This is a genomic window from Chitinimonas sp. BJYL2 (genome assembly GCF_027257935.1).
Taxonomy (GTDB): Bacteria; Pseudomonadota; Gammaproteobacteria; order Burkholderiales; family Chitinimonadaceae; genus Chitinimonas.
Window position 1 is genome coordinate 20,335 of the sequence record NZ_JANZKW010000003.1, and the last position, 17,982, is coordinate 38,316.

A 17,982-nucleotide genomic window follows, 5' to 3' on the forward strand; every position below is an offset into this window, starting at 1 on the left:
GCTCAACCGGGGAAGGCAGCTGCGTACAGCTCGGGCTTGAAGCCGACCAGCGGCTTGCTGCCACCCACGAGCACTGGCCGCTTGATCACCGAAGGTTGCGCGACCATCAGGGAGATGGCGCTGCCGGCATCGACGATGGCAGCTTGCGTCGCTGCATCGAGCTTGCGCCAAGTCGTGCCTTGGCGATTGACCAGCACTTCCCAGCCCAGTGCCTGTATCCAGCTTTGCAGCTGCGCTGTATCCACACCTTGCTTCTTGTAGTCGTGGAAGGTGTAGGGGATCTGTTGGGCGTCGAGCCAAGTGCGGGCTTTCTTGACCGTGTCGCAGTTGGGGATGCCGTAGAGGGTGTAAGTGGACATCAGTGTAAGTCGATATCAAAGCTGATTTCGGGTTCCGCAGACTGTGCGGCCTCGGTGGCCTGGCGCTTGGTGGCGCGTTCGGCTTCCTTCTCTTCGAGTGACTGCGCGTTGTTGATCAGCCAGGCGAGGTTGGTGGCCGAGTCGGCATTGGCCATGGCTTCCTCGTAGGTAATCTCGCCGTCGCGGTAGAGCTTGTAAAGGGCCTGCTCGAAGGTTTGCGAACCTTGATACAGGCTTTGCTCCATCGCTTCTTTCATCTGGTCGATTTCGCCGTTCTTGATCAGCTCGGCAATGCGGCTCGAATTGACCATGACTTCCACCGCCGGAATCAGCTTGCCTTGCTTGTTCTTGACCAGCCGCTGCGAGATCACGGCCTTTAGCGCCACGCTCAGGTCCATGAGCAGGCTCTCCCGTGCTTCGTGCGGGAAGAAGTTGATGATCCGGTTCATCGAGTGATAGCTGTTGTTCGCGTGCAGCGTGGAAATGATCAGGTGACCGGCCTGCGCGTAGGTCAGCGCGTGCTGCATGGTCATCTTGTCGCGGATTTCACCGATCATCATCACGTCCGGGGCCTCACGCATGGCGTTCTTGAGTGCGTCGGAGAAGCTGTGGGTATCGATACCGACTTCGCGCTGGCTGACAATGCTCTTGCGATGCGGGTACAGGTACTCGATCGGGTCTTCAATCGTCAGGATATGGCCGGGGCTGGTGGCATTGCGGTGCTCCAGCATGGCGGTGATCGAGGAGGTCTTGCCTGAGCCGGTGGAGCCGACCACAAAGATCAGCCCGCGCTTTTCCATGATCAGCTGCTTGAGCGCTTCGGGCAGGCGCAGATCATCAATGGTGGGCGAGATGGCCTTGATGTAGCGAACCACGATGCCGATATTGCCGCGCTGGCGGAACACATTGACGCGGAAGTTACCCACACCCTCCACCTGATGGCCGAAATTCATTTCCCACTCGGCCTCGAAGCTGTTTCGCTGGTCGTCCGTCATCAGCTCATAAGCCAGCGACTTCACATGCGCGGGTTGCAGCACCTGCTGGTTGACCGGGTAGAGCACGCCCTGAATCTTGACCTGCACCGGGCTGCCGGCCGTAACGAAGAGATCGCTGGCCTGCTTTTCGGCCATCATCTTGAAGAAGGGGAGCAGGTTCATTGCGGCGGCCCGTCTTGGGGTTGGGATAGGTGCCTGAAGTTTAGCACGCACAAAAAACAAACCCGCCATGGCGGCGGGTTTGCGGAGGATTGCCGACCGGCGTGTGCCGGCTGGCGAGTTACTTGGACTTGGCCAATTCTTCATCGCGCAGGGCGCGGCGGAGGATTTTGCCCACGTTGGTCTTGGGCAGCTCGGCACGGAACTCGATGAACTTGGGCACCTTGTAGCCGGTCATGTTCTTCTTGCAGTGCTCAAGCAGATCGGATTCGGTCAGCGCCGGGTCTTTCTTGACCACGAAGATCTTCACGACTTCGCCGGACTTGTCGTCGGGCACGCCGATACAGGCGACTTCCAGCACGCCAGCGTGCATGGCGACCACGTCCTCCACCTCGTTCGGGTACACATTGAAGCCCGAGACCAGCACCATGTCCTTCTTGCGGTCGACCAGCTTCACGAAGCCGTCCGGATGGACGATGGCCATGTCGCCTGTAGCCAGCCAGCCATCGGCATCGATGGACTTGGCGGTTTCTTCAGGGCGGTTCCAGTAACCCTTCATGACCTGTGGGCCTTTGATCCACAGCTCGCCCGGTTCCTCGAAACCCAGTTCCTTGCCATCGGCATCGCGGATCTGGATGTCGGTGGAGGGAACGGGCAGGCCGATCGAACCGTTGTACTCCTTCAGGTTCATCGGGTTGATACAGGCGGCCGGCGAGGTTTCGGTCAGGCCGTAGGCTTCGATCAGCGGCACGCCGGTCATCTGCTTGAACTTCTCTGCTACGGCACGTTGAACGGCCATGCCGCCGCCCAGCGCCAACTTCCAGGTGGCAAAGTTGAGCTTGGGGAAGTCCGGATTGTTCAGCAGCGCATTGAACAGGGTGTTCACGCCGGTCATGCAGGTGATCGGGAACTTGCCAAGTTCCTGCACGAAGGCGGGGATGTCACGCGGGTTGGTGATCAGCACATTCAGGCCGCCGATCTTGCTGAACACCATGCAGTTCGCGGTCAGGCAGAAGATATGGTACAGCGGCAAGGCGCAGACGATGACCTCTTCGCCCTCCTTGACCAGTGGCTTGAGCCAAGCGTGGGCCTGCTGCATGTTGGCGATGATGTTGCGGTGGGTCAGCATGGCGCCTTTGGAGACACCTGTGGTGCCGCCGGTGTACTGCAGGAAGGCGATATCGTCGTGGCCGACCGGTACTTTCTTGAGTTCGTGGCGCTTGCCGATGGCCAGCACGCCATTGAAGCTGACGGCTTGCGGCAGATTGTAGGCCGGCACCATTTTCTTCAGGTGCTTGAGCAGCAGGCTGATGATGGTGCCCTTGAAGCCGAGCAGGTCACCCATTTCGGTCACGATCACGTTCTTGACCGGGGTCTTGTTGATGACCTCGGCCAGCACATGGGCAAAGTTCGCCAGAATGATGATGGTGGTAGCGCCGGAGTCCTTGAGCTGGTGTTCCAGCTCGCGCGGCGTGTACAGCGGGTTCACGTTCACCACGGTGAGGCCGGCGCGCAGTGCGCCGAACACGGCCACGGGGTACTGCAGCAGATTGGGCATCATGATGGCGACACGCTCGCCCTTGCCCAGCTTGAGTTCGTGCTGCAGATAGGCGCCGAGATCACGAGAGGCGTCGTCGATCTCGCCGTAGCTCATGGTGCGGGCGGCAAACTTGATCGAATTGGCAAAGGCCGGGCGATCACGGAACTTGCGTGCGCTGGTTTCGAAAACCTCAGCGGCTGACTGGAACTCGTTGACGTCAATGTCGGCGGCCACGCCGGGCTGATACTGGTTCAACCAGATTCTTTCCATCTTTGCTGTCTCCGTGTCTGCTGTATCTGTACGCTGCCACTGACGGGCAGGAGGGGCGTCGCATCGCGCCACTGCCGGGCACTGTACCGGAATAGACGAATCCAAGCCAAGACCCAACCAAGCAATCGCTCGATCTGGTGTAAAATCGCCCCAAAACCCCCTGCGTGATGGTTGCCCGTGCGTGATATCCCGCCTTTCGGCGTATCAAAGCAGGATTCGACTTGTTCATAAGTGACCTAAGTCGCTAAAATAGCGGGGATTTCAGTTCTTGCACCAGAGAAGTGGGCTCTTAGTAGCCCACTTTTCTTTTCTGCGACGCGATATGGACATCCAGCACCTACTTGACAACACCCTGCCCGGCCTCGGCTACGAGCTGGTCGATCTTGAACTGGCCCGAAACGGCTTGGTTCGTCTCTTCATCGACAGCCCGAACGGCATCACGCTCGACGACTGCGTCAAGGTGAGTAACCACCTGACGCACCTGTTTACCGTGGAGAACGTGAGCTACGAGCGCCTGGAGGTGTCCTCGCCCGGGATGGATCGGCCACTCAAGAAGGAGGCGGACTTCGTTCGCTTCGCGGGTCAGCAGGTCAAGATCAAGTTGCGCGTGCCGCTTGAGGGCGGCCGTAAAACGCTGCAAGGCGAGTTGCGCGGCGTGGTGGATGGCAAGGTCGAGGTGCTGGTTGCACCTGAACAAATGGTCGCTGTTGCGCTGGCCCAGATCGACAAGGCTCGCCTTGTACCGGTGTTCTGAGGCGGAGCGATTCCGAGATACAGGGGCGAAGGCCCGAGCGATACGGTTGGAGGTATTCAAGAAATGAGTCGTGAGATTCTGTTGTTGGTTGATGCATTGGCGCGTGAAAAGAACGTGGCGCCCGATATCGTTTTCGGCGCGCTCGAGCTGGCTCTGGCCTCCGCTACCAAAAAGCGTTACGGCGATGACAACATCGATGTACGTGTGACGATCGATCGCCAGACGGGCGATTACGAGAGCTTCCGCCGCTGGGAAGTCGTTGAGGACAACGATCACGAAGAGCCGTCGCGTCAGTACGCCATGACCGATGTCAATGAAAAAGGCCTGGGCCTGTCGGTGGGTCAGTTTTACGAAGAACCACTGGAGCCGATCGAGTTTGGCCGCATCGGCGCCCAGACCGCCAAGCAGGTCATCCTGCAGCGTATCCGCGACGCCGAGCGCGAGCAGATCCTGACAGATTTCCTCGATCGCAAGGAACACCTGGTTACCGGTACCATCAAGCGTATCGAACGCGGCAATGCGATCGTCGAAGTCGGCAAGCTCGAAGCCAAGCTGCCACGCGAGTACATGATCCCCAAGGAAAACCTCCGGGTTGGCGACCGTGTGCGCGCCTATCTGCTCAAGATCGACCGCGATGCCCGTGGCGCGCAGCTGATCCTCAGCCGCACCGCACCGGACTTCATCGCCAAGCTGTTCGAGCTGGAAGTGCCTGAAATCGAAGAGGGCGTGATCGAGATCCGCGGCGCGGCGCGCGACCCTGGCGTGCGCGCCAAGATCGCCGTGAAGTCGAACGACCCGCGCGTTGACCCGCAAGGCACCTGTATCGGCATGCGAGGTTCGCGTGTGCAAGCCGTAACGGGCGAGCTGGCCGGTGAGCGCGTCGATATCGTGCTGTGGTCGGCCGATCCCGCGCAGTTCGTGCTGGGTGCGTTGGCCCCGGCCGAAGTCCAGAAGATCATGGTCGACGAAGAGAGCCACAGCATGGACGTGGCGGTTGACGAAGAGAATCTGGCCATGGCGATTGGCCGTGGCGGCCAGAACGTGCGCTTGGCGTCCGAGCTGACCGGCTGGCAGCTCAACATCATGACGCTGGAGCAGGTTGAGCAGAAGCATGAAGTCGAATACGCCAAGTCGCGCGAGCTGTTCATCGCCTCGCTCGATGTGGATGAAGAAGTCGCTGAAATCCTGGTGCAGGAAGGTTTCACCACCCTGGAAGAAGTGGCTTACGTTCCGGTTAGCGAGCTGCTGAATATTGACGGCTTCGACGAGGATCTGGTCAACGAACTGCGCTCACGTGCCCGTGATGCACTGTTGACGCAGGCCATTGCCAAGGAAGAGCAAGTCGAAAGCGATATGGAAGCCTTGCAGAATCTCGACGGCATCACCCCCGAGATCGCTCGTGCACTCGCGACCAACGGTATTGCTACCCGTGACGACCTGGCTGAGCTGGCTGTCGATGAACTGGTCGAGATGACCGGTATGGACAGCGACGCCGCCAAGCAACTGATTATGACCGCACGCGCTCACTGGTTCGAACAGGACCAGGCTACCGAGCAGCAAGGCTGAGGCGGACGGGAGAAGGAATGAGCCAAATGAATGTAAGTCAATTCGCTGCGGATTTGCGTATGCCGCCGCAGCACCTGCTGGATCAGCTGCGCGCTGCCGGTGTCGAAAAATCCGGTACGGACGATCTGCTGACGGAACAGGACAAGACCAAGTTGCTGAGCTATCTGCGCAGCGTGCACGGGTCGGTCATGGACAAGCCCAAGGTGACGCTGGGTCGAAAGCAGACCACGGAAATCCGCAAGGCGGATGCCAGCGGCAAGAACCGCACGATTCAGGTCGAGGTCAAGAAAAAGCGTGTGGTACTGGCGCCAGAGCTGGCCGCCACGGAAGCCGCACTACAGGCAGAGCCCGAGCACGACTTGCCCGAGCCTGACCAGGCACCGGTAGCCGATATCGCACCGGCGCCGGAACCCGAGCTGGTGGCGGAGCCGGTGGCTGAAGTCGTTGCCGAACCCGTTGTGGAGGTGGTGGCTGAGCCGGTTGTCGACGCGCCCGTTGAGCCCGAGCCTGAAGTGCTTGTTGAGCCTGAGCCGGCTGCTGAGCCGGAAGAAAAAGCGGTTGCCCGTCCGCAACCCTCGCGCGCCGATATTCTGGGCGTTGCCGAACTGCAGTCCCGTGAATTACAGGCCAACCGCCAGCGCGCACTGCTGGAGCGCCAGGCTGCTGACCTGAAGGCCAAGCAAGACCGCGAGGCAGCGCGCAAAGCTGCACAGGAAGCCGCCGCCAAGGCTGCGGCCGAGGCTGCGGCTGCGCCGAAGAAGCCTGCCAATACCGATCACACCCTGCATCGCGCACCCAGCAAGCCCGGCGAGGCCAAGAAGGATGCGACCAAGCCAGCAGCGAACCCAGACCAGAAGCGCGCAGCAGCGACGCAGGATGGCTGGGGCGAAGGCGCCAAACGTCGCGGTGCCGGCCTCAAGACGCGTGGTGGCGATGCTGCCGCGGGTAATGGCTGGAAGAGCGGCCGCAAGGGTGGCAAGCGTGGCGGTGGCGGCGGCAATGACGACAATTCGCATGGCTTCCAGGCGCCGACCGAGCCGCTGGTGCGCGAAATCGATGTGCCGGAAACCATCTCCGTGGCCGATCTGGCGCACAAGATGGCCGTCAAGGCGACCGAAGTCATCCGTGCCCTGATGAAGATGGGCATGATGGTGACCATCAACCAGGTGCTGGACCAGGAAACGGCCATGATTCTGGTCGAAGAAATGGGCCATGTTGCCAAGGCGGCCAAGCTGGATGATCCGGAAACCTATCTGGATGGCGCCGGGAAGCAGGAGCATGAGCTGCTGCCGCGTGCACCGGTCGTCACCGTGATGGGTCACGTCGACCACGGCAAGACCTCGCTGCTGGACTATATCCGTCGCGCCAAGGTGGCGGCGGGCGAAGCCGGCGGCATTACCCAGCATATCGGCGCATATCACGTCGATACGCCCAAGGGCATGATCACCTTCCTCGACACCCCGGGTCACGAAGCGTTTACCGCCATGCGTGCCCGTGGTGCGAGTGCAACGGACTTGGTGGTGCTGGTCGTGGCTGCCGACGACGGTGTGATGCCGCAGACGATTGAAGCGATTCACCACGCCAAGGCAGCCAAGGTGCCGATCGTGGTTGCCGTGAACAAGATCGATAAACAGGGCGCCAACCCCGAGCGTATCCGCCAGGAACTGGTCAGCCACGAAGTGGTGCCGGAAGACTGGGGTGGCGATGCCCAGTTCATCGAAGTGTCGGCCAAGATGGGCACGAACATTGATGGTCTGCTCGACGCGATCCTGCTGCAGGCGGAAGTGCTGGAACTGACGGCTGCGACCGATGCGCCCGCCAAGGGCATCATCATTGAAGCGCGTCTGGACAAGGGCCGCGGCCCCGTTGCGACGATGCTGATCCAGTCCGGTACCCTGCGCAAGGGCGATACCGTGCTGGCCGGCGCCGTATTCGGCAAGGTCCGCGCCATGCTGGACGAGAACGGCAAGCCGATCGACGAAGCTGGTCCCTCGATTCCGGTCGAGATTCTCGGCCTGTCCGAAGTGCCGAACGCCGGTGAGGATGCCATGGTGCTGGCTGACGAGAAGAAGGCGCGTGAAATCGCCCTGTTCCGTCAGGGCAAGTTCCGCGATGTGAAGCTGGCCAAGCAACAAGCGTCCAAGCTCGAAAACATGATGGCCCAGATGACCGAGGGCGAAGTGCAGTCGCTGCCCATCATCATCAAGGCCGATGTGCAAGGTTCGAGCGAAGCGCTGGCTGCCAGCCTACAGAAGCTTTCGACCAACGAAGTGCGCGTCAACATCCTGCACTCCGCCGTGGGTGGCATCACGGAATCCGACGTCAACCTGGCGCTGGCTTCCAAGGCGGTGGTGATCGGCTTCAATGTGCGCGCCGATTCGGCTGCGCGCAAGCTGTCCGAGGCCGAGGGTGTGGATCTGCGCTACTACAACATCATTTACGACGCCGTGGATGAAGTGAAAGCCGCGCTGTCGGGCATGCTGGCACCGGAAAAGAAGGAACAGATCACCGGTATGGTCGAGATCCGTCAGGTCTTCACCATCTCGAAGGTCGGTTCGATTGCCGGCTGTCTGGTCCACGAAGGTGTCATTCGTCGTGGCTCGGGTGTACGCCTGCTGCGCAACAATGTGGTCATCCACCAGGGCGAGCTCGAAAGCCTCAAGCGTTTCAAGGACGATGCCAAGGAAGTCAAGGCGGGTTTCGAGTGCGGTCTCCAGCTCAAGAACTACAACGATATCCAGGAAGGCGACATGCTCGAAGCCTTCGAAATCGTTGAGGTGGCACGTACCCTGTGAGGTGTGAGGGGTGAGGCGTGAGGTGTTCGTCTCGCCCTGATGCATCCGGCGGGCGCAAGGTCTGACGACTTTGCGCCTGTTGTCTTTTTCATGCTTGCTTGGCGGGAGCGAGGTACACCTCACCCCTCGCGCCGGATACCTCACTCACTATGCCCAAAGATTTCACCCGTTCCGACCGCGTGGCGGACCAGATACAACGCGAACTCGCCGAGCTGATCCGGCTTGAACTCAAAGACCCGCGTGTGGGTTTTGTGACCCTGACCGGCGTTGAAGTCACGCGCGACATGAGCCACGCCAAAGTCTTTTACACCCTGATGAAGGGCGACGAGGCCGAGACGCAAGCCACGCTGGATCGTTCTTCTGGTTGGCTGCGCTCGCAGCTGGGTAAGCGCATCAAGCTGTTCAAGATGCCCGAGCTGCACTTCCACTACGACCGTTCGGTCGAATATGGCATGTCGCTCGACAAGCTGATCGATCAGGCGATGGAAATGACCGGTTCCGACAAGCCGGCTGACGCAGACGATGCAGACAAAGCGGATTAAGCGCCCGGTACACGGGGTGCTGCTGCTCGACAAGCCCTTGGGCTGGTCCAGCAATCAGTCGCTGCAGCGTTGCCGCTGGCTGCTGTCGGCCGAGAAGGGCGGGCACACTGGCGTGCTTGATCCGCTGGCTACCGGGCTGTTGCCGCTGTGTTTCGGTGATGCAACCAAGTTCGCACAGCGCATGCTGGATGCCGACAAGCGCTATACCGCCACGGTCCAGCTTGGCGCGACCACAACGACGGGTGATACCGAGGGCGAGGTACTGCTGCGTCGTCCCGTTTCGCTGGATATGACCGTTCTGGGCCAGATACTTCAGCGCTTTACCGGCGAGATTGACCAGGTGCCGCCCATGTATTCGGCACTCAAGCACGAGGGCAAGGCGCTGTATGAATACGCGCGTCAGGGTGAGACAGTGGATCGGCCTGCGCGGCGGGTCACCATCTACGCCATTGACTTGCTCTCCAGCACGGCCGATACGCTGGTGCTGGATGTGCGCTGCAGCAAGGGCACGTATATCCGCACCCTGGCAGAGGATATCGGCGAGGCGCTGGGGTGCGGTGCGCACCTGATCGCCTTGCGACGTACGCAGACAGCGGGGTTCTCGCTGGCGGACGCCATGACCGTTGAGGCCTTTGAAGCATTGCCCGAGCGGGATCGCATGGCAAGTCTGTTGCCGGTGGATAGCCTGCTGCTGGATTTGCCCGAGATCAGGCTGGATGCCGATGCCACTCATCGCGTGCTGCATGGAATGGCAGTGCGTTTTGACGGCAAGCATGAGATAATCCGCGGCTTGCGTATTTACGGCGACCAAGGTTCGGGTCATCCGGTCTTTCTGGGGCTGGGCGAAATGGACGGGTCCACGCTGCATCCGCGCAGGCTGTGCGCCGCCGTGATGGGCGCGACAGGCAAGTAAAAATAGGAGCCGGGAGGGGTCGCAAGACTCGCCTTGCTCGTCTGCACCGCAAGGTGCTTCATATGTAACGGAGTTTTACCCCATGGCAGTCAATACCGAACAAAAAGCCGACATCGTCAAGCAATTCCAACGCGCTGCTGGCGATACCGGTTCGACCGAAGTGCAGGTTGCCCTGCTGACGGCACGTATCAATGACCTGACCGGTCACTTCAAGGCCCACTCCAAGGACAACCACAGCCGTCGCGGTCTCTTGAAGATGGTGAACCAGCGCCGCAAGCTGCTGACCTACTTCAAGCGCACCAACCTCGAAGGTTACCGTGAGCTGATCGCCAAGCTCGGTCTGCGCAAGTAAGCGTTACCCGAAAAGCCGCTGCCCCGCAGCGGCTTTTTGTCATTTTGGGGCCGCGCCGGCTCCTGCATGCCAAAGGCATCCAAAGCGCCGACCGATAGACGGTCCGGCTCACCGGGCAAGAATGAAATTCCGCGGAAGGTGAGGTGGTTCTGGCCACCTTCCGGGGCAAGTGGTTGGCCAGAACCCCGGCGTCGGATATCCCGAACTCAGCGCGCCGGCGGTAATTCGTCATGGACGCTGACCATGACAAGTCGAAAAGGAAACAGGCGTGTTCAATCGCATCTCCAAGTCGTTTGCCTATGGCAATCACACTGTAAAACTGGAAACCGGCGAAGTCGCTCGTCAAGCTTCGGGTGCCGTGCTGGTCTCGATGGATGACACCGTTGTGCTGGTCACCGTAGTCGGTGCCAAAAATGTCAAACCCGGTCAGGACTTCTTTCCGCTGACCGTGGATTATCAGGAACGTACCTATGCTGCCGGCAAGATCCCCGGTGGCTTCTTCAAGCGCGAAGGCCGTCCTTCCGAAAAAGAAATCCTCACTTCGCGCCTGATCGATCGTCCGATTCGTCCGCTGTTCCCCGAAGGTTTCTACAACGAAATCCAGATCGTTGCGACGGTGGTCTCGGTTGATCCTGAAATCGATCCGGACATCCCCGCCGTGATTGGTGCTTCGGCTGCGCTGGCGATTTCCGGCCTGCCGTTCCAGGGCCCGATTGGTGCTGCCCGTGTGGGTTATGCCAATGGCCAGTATCTGCTGAACCCCAGCAAGACCGAACTGGAAACCTCACAACTGGATCTGGTGGTTGCAGGTACTGAACGTGCGGTACTGATGGTGGAATCGGAAGCGCAGGAACTGTCCGAAGCCGTGATGCTGGGCGCCGTGGTGTTCGGTCACGAACAGATGCAGGCCGCCATCAAGGCCATCAACGAGCTGGCCGATGAAGTGAACCCGGAGATGTTCGAGTTCACCCCGCCCGCGACCGATGCCGAGCTGGAAGCCCAGATCGCCGCAGCCGGCGGCGAAGACATCAAGCTGGCTTTCCGCATTCCGCAAAAGCAGGCACGTACCGCCAAGCTCAATGAAGCCTGGCAAAAGGTGGCTGCAGCGCTGATTGATGAAAACACGGATACGCTGCGCGCCAACCAGATCAAGGACATCTTCCACAATATGGAAGCCAAGATCGTGCGTAACCAGATTCTGGATGGTTACCCGCGTATCGATGGTCGCGACACCCGCACCGTGCGCCCGATCGAAATCCGCACCGGCGTGCTGCCACGCACCCACGGTTCGGTGCTGTTCACCCGAGGTGAAACCCAGGCGCTGGTGGTTGCCACGCTGGGCACCAAGCAGGATGAGCAGAAGATCGATGCGCTGATGGGCGAGTTCAGCGACCGCTTCATGCTGCATTACAACTTCCCCCCCTACTCGACGGGTGAAACCGGCCGCGTGGGTACGCCCAAGCGTCGCGAAATCGGTCACGGCCGTCTGGCCAAGCGCGCCTTGCTGGCTGTGCTGCCCAAGCCGGAAGACTTCAGCTACTCGATGCGTGTGGTGTCGGAAATCACCGAGTCGAACGGTTCCTCGTCGATGGCCTCAGTCTGCGGTGGTTCGCTGTCGCTGATGGATGCCGGCGTGCCGCTGAAGGATCACGTGGCCGGTGTGGCCATGGGCCTGATTCTCGAAGGCAACCGCTTTGCCGTGCTGACCGACATTCTGGGTGACGAAGATCATCTCGGCGATATGGACTTCAAGGTGGCCGGTACCGTCAATGGCGTGACCGCACTGCAGATGGACATCAAGGTTCAGGGCATCACCAAGGAAATCATGCAGGTGGCGCTGGATCAGGCCAAGGACGGCCGCCAGCACATCCTCGCGATCATGAAGGATGCGTTGGGCAACGCCCGCACCGAGGTGTCGCAGCATGCACCGCGTCTGTACACGATGAAGATCAACCCCGAGAAGATCCGCGACGTGATCGGCAAGGGCGGCGCCGTGATCCGTGCGCTGACCGAGGAGACCGGCACCCAGATCGACATTCAGGATGACGGCACGATCACCATCGCCTCGGTATCCAGCGAGGGTGCCGATGAGGCCAAGCGTCGTATTGCCGAGATCACTGCGGAAATCGAGATCGGCAAGATCTACGAAGGTCCGGTCGTGAAGATCCTCGACAAGAACGTCGGCGCCATCGTCCAGATCATGCCGGGCCGTGATGGTCTGGTGCATGTGAGCCAGATCGCCAACGAGCGCGTCAACAATGTGGCCGACTACCTCAAGGAAGGCCAGATTGTCCGCGTGAAGGCACTGGAGCAGGACGAAAAGGGCCGTGTGCGCCTGTCCATCAAGGCAGCACTGGCTGATGAAGCCCCGGCAGTTGCCGCACCGGTGGCCGAGGCCTGATTCTTCAGGCCGATGGCAACCCGAAAAGCCCGGTAGCAATGCCGGGCTTTTTTTCGTCTAGGTATTTTGCTTAGTCTCGCGCGGTATCGGATACTTCTGGCATAAAACCAACTGAACACAGTGGCAGCAGCGCACCGTCGCCGCAATCCGGTGACAACCGCGCTGACCATACCGCGGAGACAATATGGACCAAGCCCGCGCGACGGCCGATCTGCCGCCGCGATCCGATGCTGAGCGCAGCCAGACCGTGCGTCACCGAATCAGCCTGAGGCAGTTGTTCATCCTCGTGGTGGCCGGTGGCGTGCTGATTCCGGGCGTGCTGTTTACCTTGCTCATGCTGGAGGGCCGCCGGGTCGAGTTGACCAAGCAGTTCCGTGCCGAACAGGAACGCATGCTGGAGACGCTCGCGCTCGGCTTGCGGCAGCCGCTGTGGGATTTGTCCATCAATGCGGGTCAGCCGCTAGTCGATACCACGCTCAAGGATCCGCGCATCGTCTCGGTGCGCGTGGATGGCAGCTTCCCCGGCGAGCCCTTTATCGCCAAGGTGCGCCCAGAGCGACGCACCGGCTCGGTCACCCAGCTGGAACAGCCGGTACGCTACGGCGACCAGATCATTGGCAAGGTCGCGATCGAGTTTGATGATGGCGAGCTGGATCGCCGGCTGCGCTCGCAGGCCAAGGAATTCGTGTTGCTGATCGGTCTGGAGCTGGGCGTCAGTCTTTTCCTGATCCTGCTGCTGCTCAACTCCCGGTTCCTTAATCCCTTGCGGCGCCTGACCGAGCAGGCCAGCGCCTTGACCGATCACGATGCCAGCTTTGCACCACCCGAGTGGACACGAGATGACGAGATCGGCGATCTGGGTCGTCGGCTGACCTGGGCGCGCAGCGAACTGAGCCGCCTGATACGTGAGCTGCACGACAAGAACGAGGCGCTGGAACAGGATATTGTCGAACGCATGCACACCGAGGCAGCGTTGCGCGCATCTGAAGCCAAATACCGCGAGCTGTTCGTGTCCAATCTCGATGGCATCTGCGTGGTGGATCTGCAAGGTGCGGTACAGGATGTGAACCCGGCCTTGCTGGCGCTGCTGGGCTTGCAGCATGAGGATATGGTTGGCCGCCCGTTCATCCAGTGCGTGGCACAGCCCTGGCGAAATCACGATGAGCAGATGATCCAGACCAAGGTCATGGTCGACGGTCATTGCGGCGAGTACGAAATTGACCTGATCCGCCCCGATCACACCCATCTGCCCGTCAGCGCCAAGGGCGTACTGATGCGCGATGCGGACGGCAAGCCTATCGGCATCTGGCGCATCTTCCGGGATCTGATCGAACTCAAGGCGGCGGCCATGCGCACCGAGCTGGCCGGCAAGGTGTTCGATAACACGGCAGAAGCCATCATGGTGGTCGGGGCCGACAATCACATCAAGTCGGTAAATCGCGCCTTTACTCAGATGCTGGGCTATCCCACCGAGGTAGTGCTGGGCAGCACCTCGGCATTGCTGCGCGATCCGGAGGTGGACCCGCGTGTCTACGAGAACATCAATCGTCAGTACATCAACGAGGGCGCCTGGCAAGGCGAGGTGCCGCTCCGGCGCAAGTCGGGCGAGGTGTTCCCGGCCTGGGTGCAGATCAATGTAGTCCGGGATGTGACCGACCGGATCGGCGAGGTGGTCACGCTGATCCGTGATATCAGCGATGCCAAGCAGGCACAGGAACGCATCCTTCAGCTGGCCCGTTTTGACGCGCTGACCGAGCTGCCCAACCGGCGCTACTTCCGGGATCTGGCCGAGGCCGCGATTGATGAGGCCAAGCGCCACGACGAGCAGCGCGCCCTGATATTCGTAGACCTTGATCACTTCAAGACCATCAACGACTCACTGGGCCATGATGTAGGTGATCGCCTGCTCAAGGAGGTGGCGGTGCGCCTGAACCACGCATTGCGCGCCGGCGATGTGGTGGGGCGCCTAGGGGGCGACGAGTTCGTGATCCTGTTGCGCCATCTCGACAAGAGCGAGGATGCGAGCTACGTGGCCGAGCGGGTGCTGGAGCGTCTCGCGGAGAGCTTCGTGCTGGATGAGCATGAACTGGTAGTCACACCCTCACTGGGTCTGGCGGTGTACCCGGTGGATGGCGAAGACTACGACACACTGGTCCGCAATGCCGATGCCGCCATGTACCACGCCAAGGAAAATGGCCGGAACACCTTCAGCTTCTACACCGCCGACATGAACACCAAGGCGCGCGAGATTCTGGCGCTGGAGAACCAGCTGCGGCGTGCGCTGGAACGCAACGAGTTCGTGCTGCATTACCAGCCCCAGGTCGAGATGGAAACCGGCCGCATTGTGGGTGTCGAAGCGCTGGTACGCTGGCAGCACCCGGAGCGCGGGCTGGTCGGCCCCATGCACTTCATTCCCATCGCCGAGCAGCGCGGCCTGATTGGTGCGATAGGCCAGTGGGTGCTCCGTGAAGCGTGCATGCAGAACCTGCGCTGGCAGCAGGCCGGGCTTCCGCCCATCGAGGTGGCGGTCAACCTCTCGGCAGTGCAGTTCTATCGCAGCGAACTGGTCGACGAGATTGCACGCACCCTGAATGAAACCGGGCTGGACGCACGCTGGCTGGCGCTAGAGGTGACCGAGAGCGTCATTGTTCAGGACGTGGAATCCACCATCGGCACGCTGGCGGCGCTCAAGCGCATGGGGCTCAAGCTGGCGATCGACGACTTTGGAACCGGCTACTCCTCGCTCAATTACCTCAAGCGCTTCAAGGTCGACAAACTCAAGATTGACCGCTCCTTTGTGATGGATATCCCCGGCGATTCCGATGACAGCGCCATCACCCGCGCGGTGATCCATCTGTCGCGCAACCTGGGCCTCTACGTGATTGCCGAAGGGGTGGAAACGGAAGAACAGTGGCGCTTCCTGCGCCAGGAAGGTTGCGGTGAAGTGCAGGGGTATCTGGTCAGCCGTCCGCTGGCGCCGGACGATCTGGCGGCCTTTTTGGCCCAAGGGCGCTGGCAGCCCCCCGCCTGACGAACCAGGCCATGCAAGCCTCTCTCGACCGTATCCGCCGCTGCGAGCGTCGCCATCCGCGTCTCGCAGCGCGCCTTTATGCCGCGCTGATTGCCCGGTCGGATGGCGCAGGCAACCGGACTCTGGTGCTGGATGCCCTGCACCGTCGCCATGTCTGTCTGGAAATGGTGGGCGAGGCGGCTGTTCTGTTGCCGGAATTGCTCCAGGCCCTGACCGAGGCGGAGGAGCAGGGTTTGGCCTGGCAGGCGGCATCCCTGCTCGAAGCCATAGGACGCATACGCTACACCGACGGTGAATACCGTGAGGCGGCCCAGTATTGGGCACGGTGCATCGAGTTGGCCCAGCTGTGCGGCAACCACCATGCCGGCGTGGAGGCACGTATCGGTTTGGGGCAGGTTTATGATGCCATGGGCGATGGTGCCACCGCCGAGCGTCTCCACCGCGACGCCAGCAAGCTGGCTGATGAGTTGGCGGATCCTTATCTGATCAGCAAGGTCGCCATCAATCAGGGTTTCAATCTGAAAATGATCGGTGAACTGGATGCCGCAAGGCGCCAGTTCGAACGCGGTATCGATGCCGCCCGTGCTGCGGGTGTGCGTCATTATGAAGCCGAGGCGCATTGGCATCTGGGGGCGCTGGCGCTCAGTCAGGCGGCCTTCGACGAGGCCGAGCAGCATACCCGGATCGCCCTCAAGCAAGCCCAGGCGGCTGGTTATGACTGGCTGCTTGGCGGTGCTTACCGCACGCTTGCCGACCTGCTGCGGGTACGCGGTGCATTGGCGGAAGCGACGGAGGGTTACGAGCAAGCCTTGGCCGTTGCGACCCGGACCGGCTCCCGGCGGCAGCAGGCAGATTGCCATGAATGGCTGGCTCGACTGGCGGAACTGCGGGGTGATCTGGCTCAGGCGCTGATGCATACCCGCTACAGCCAGTCCCTGCAAGGCGAGCTGATCCGCCAGTTGGTCGTAGCCGAGCGACTGGATGAGTTGCGCCAGTTCGATTTGTCGGACAAACCACCCATAGAGGCACTGCTTGCGCTCAGTGGTGATCCTTGCCTGCAGGGCGAAGATGGCGAGCGGGCCTTGCAGCGCATCTGCGAGACCGGCACCCAGGTACTCAATGCGAGTCTTGCCCTGCTCTGGCTATGCCAGCCGACAGGTCAGCTGCGCCTTGCGGCGAATCATGCCGCCGCGCTGGAAACCCGCAGCGCAGAGCCGACCGAATCCGCTGTGGCCTTGGCTGTCCTGCAGGAAGTACGCGTGGTGCACGATGTGCGGCTGCATCCCCAGCCCGCCATCCTGTCTGCCTTGTGTCTGGGGCAGTTACCCCGGTCTGCGTTGGAGGTTCCCTTGCGCCAGCATGGCGAGCTGGTCGGGATGTTCGTGATTGTCCGTCAGGACAAAGTGGCGAGCTGGAGTCGCGATGAGGTGCTATTTGCCTCTCACCTTGGTGCACTGGTCGAGCATGTACTGGCGCATAACGAGTACCGGCGCATGCTGGCGGAGCTGGCGGCCGCGAATGAGCAGCTTGAAGCGCGGGTACGTGAGCGCACCCGTGATCTGGAGGCGGCGAACCGTACGCTGGAAGAAGCCAGTCTGACCGATGCCTTGACGGGGCTGCATAATCGCCGGTTTTTCCTCCAGCATATCGAGACCGATGTTGCCCAGGCTTTGCGTCGGCACCAAGCCGATGTTCGCGGCCAGGCCACACAGGCTGGGGATGTGGTGTTCTATCTGGCGGATATCGACTACTTCAAGCGTGTGAATGACCAGTTTGGGCATGCCGCGGGTGATCAGGTCTTGCGGGAAGTGGCCAATCGCTTGCGCCATGCCGTGCGAGGCTCTGACTACGTGGTGCGCTGGGGTGGCGAGGAGTTCATGGTGGTGTCCCGTGATGCGGGGCGTGATCGTGCACACCATCTGGCGGAACGCATCTGCAACGCGATGGCGGAGCAGCCCATCCTGCTGGAAGACGGGCGCCTGCTCCCGGTGACGATGTCGATAGGCTACGCCTGCTTTCCGATGGTTCGGGGAGATGGCAACCCGCTGGCGTGGGCGCAGGTGGTGGAACTGGCCGACCAGGCACTGTATCTGGTCAAGCAGGGCGGGCGACGGGGATGGTTGGGGGCATTGGCGCTGGGCGGCGGGCCCTCGGCAGTGGAACTGAACCTCGCCGCCTTGCTTCACAGCGGGGAGCTGGCGTACAAGACCTCGCTCTCGGAGACCGCCTTGGCCCAAGGCAGCGCACAAGCGCTCGCCGATCACTAAGGACACAGGGCGTTGTGGCCGCAGGGCGGCCACAACGC

The 17,982-nt window shown here is 61.1% G+C and carries 12 protein-coding genes; 9 read left to right on the forward strand and 3 right to left on the reverse strand.

Annotated features, from left to right (window positions below; all coding sequences use genetic code 11):
• Nucleotides 1-2: 2 nt before the first annotated feature.
• From O9X62_RS09925 to O9X62_RS09935, 3 genes are all read right to left on the reverse strand, one after another.
• On the reverse strand, nt 3-359 hold the full coding sequence (locus O9X62_RS09925; protein WP_269532687.1) for an ArsC family reductase: 357 nt from the start codon (nt 357-359) through the stop codon (nt 3-5).
• Nucleotides 359-1,516: a PilT/PilU family type 4a pilus ATPase gene (locus O9X62_RS09930; RefSeq protein ID WP_269532689.1), complete on the reverse strand. Its 1,158-nt coding sequence runs from the start codon at nt 1,514-1,516 to the stop codon at nt 359-361. The genes O9X62_RS09925 and O9X62_RS09930 overlap by 1 nt, the downstream gene beginning before the upstream one ends.
• A gap of 118 nt (nt 1,517-1,634) precedes the next feature.
• On the reverse strand, nt 1,635-3,323 hold the full coding sequence (locus O9X62_RS09935) for an AMP-binding protein (RefSeq protein WP_269532690.1): 1,689 nt from the start codon (nt 3,321-3,323) through the stop codon (nt 1,635-1,637).
• Nucleotides 3,324-3,645: 322 nt separating this feature from the next.
• Here O9X62_RS09935 and rimP point away from each other — a divergent pair, with 322 nt between their 5' ends.
• The 9 genes from rimP to O9X62_RS09980 all read left to right on the forward strand — a co-directional run bounded on the left by rimP (nt 3,646) and on the right by O9X62_RS09980 (nt 17,944).
• A complete protein-coding gene (gene rimP, locus O9X62_RS09940; protein ID WP_269532691.1) occupies nt 3,646-4,077 on the forward strand; it encodes a ribosome maturation factor RimP in 432 nt (143 codons plus the stop codon).
• 63 nt (nt 4,078-4,140) lie between these two features.
• Nucleotides 4,141-5,643 carry a transcription termination factor NusA gene (gene nusA / locus O9X62_RS09945; protein ID WP_269532692.1) on the forward strand — a complete coding sequence of 501 codons (1,503 nt, stop codon included), beginning with the start codon at nt 4,141-4,143 and terminating at the stop codon, nt 5,641-5,643.
• 17 nt (nt 5,644-5,660) lie between these two features.
• Nucleotides 5,661-8,438, forward strand: coding sequence for a translation initiation factor IF-2 (gene infB, locus O9X62_RS09950; RefSeq protein WP_269532693.1), 2,778 nt, complete (start codon nt 5,661-5,663; stop codon nt 8,436-8,438).
• Between the two features lie 149 nt (nt 8,439-8,587).
• The gene (gene rbfA, locus O9X62_RS09955; RefSeq protein WP_269532694.1) at nt 8,588-8,980 is read left to right on the forward strand and encodes a 30S ribosome-binding factor RbfA; all 393 of its coding nucleotides are present in this window, start codon (nt 8,588-8,590) and stop codon (nt 8,978-8,980) included.
• Nucleotides 8,961-9,893, forward strand: coding sequence for a tRNA pseudouridine(55) synthase TruB (gene truB, locus O9X62_RS09960; RefSeq protein ID WP_269532695.1), 933 nt, complete (start codon nt 8,961-8,963; stop codon nt 9,891-9,893). Before rbfA ends, truB begins: the two co-directional genes overlap by 20 nt.
• Nucleotides 9,894-9,975: 82 nt before the next feature.
• Nucleotides 9,976-10,245 (forward strand): 30S ribosomal protein S15, encoded by a 270-nt coding sequence (gene rpsO / locus O9X62_RS09965; RefSeq protein ID WP_269532696.1) that lies wholly within the window; start codon nt 9,976-9,978, stop codon nt 10,243-10,245.
• Nucleotides 10,246-10,513: 268 nt separating this feature from the next.
• Entirely contained in the window at nt 10,514-12,646 is a 2,133-nt protein-coding gene (gene pnp, locus O9X62_RS09970) for a polyribonucleotide nucleotidyltransferase (protein WP_269532697.1), read from the forward strand.
• 184 nt (nt 12,647-12,830) lie between these two features.
• A complete protein-coding gene (locus tag O9X62_RS09975) occupies nt 12,831-15,677 on the forward strand; it encodes an EAL domain-containing protein (protein ID WP_269532698.1) in 2,847 nt (948 codons plus the stop codon).
• 11 nt (nt 15,678-15,688) lie between these two features.
• Nucleotides 15,689-17,944, forward strand: a complete 2,256-nt coding sequence (locus O9X62_RS09980) for a diguanylate cyclase (RefSeq protein WP_269532699.1) — start codon at nt 15,689-15,691, stop codon at nt 17,942-17,944.
• The last annotated feature ends 38 nt before the right edge of the window (nt 17,945-17,982 follow it).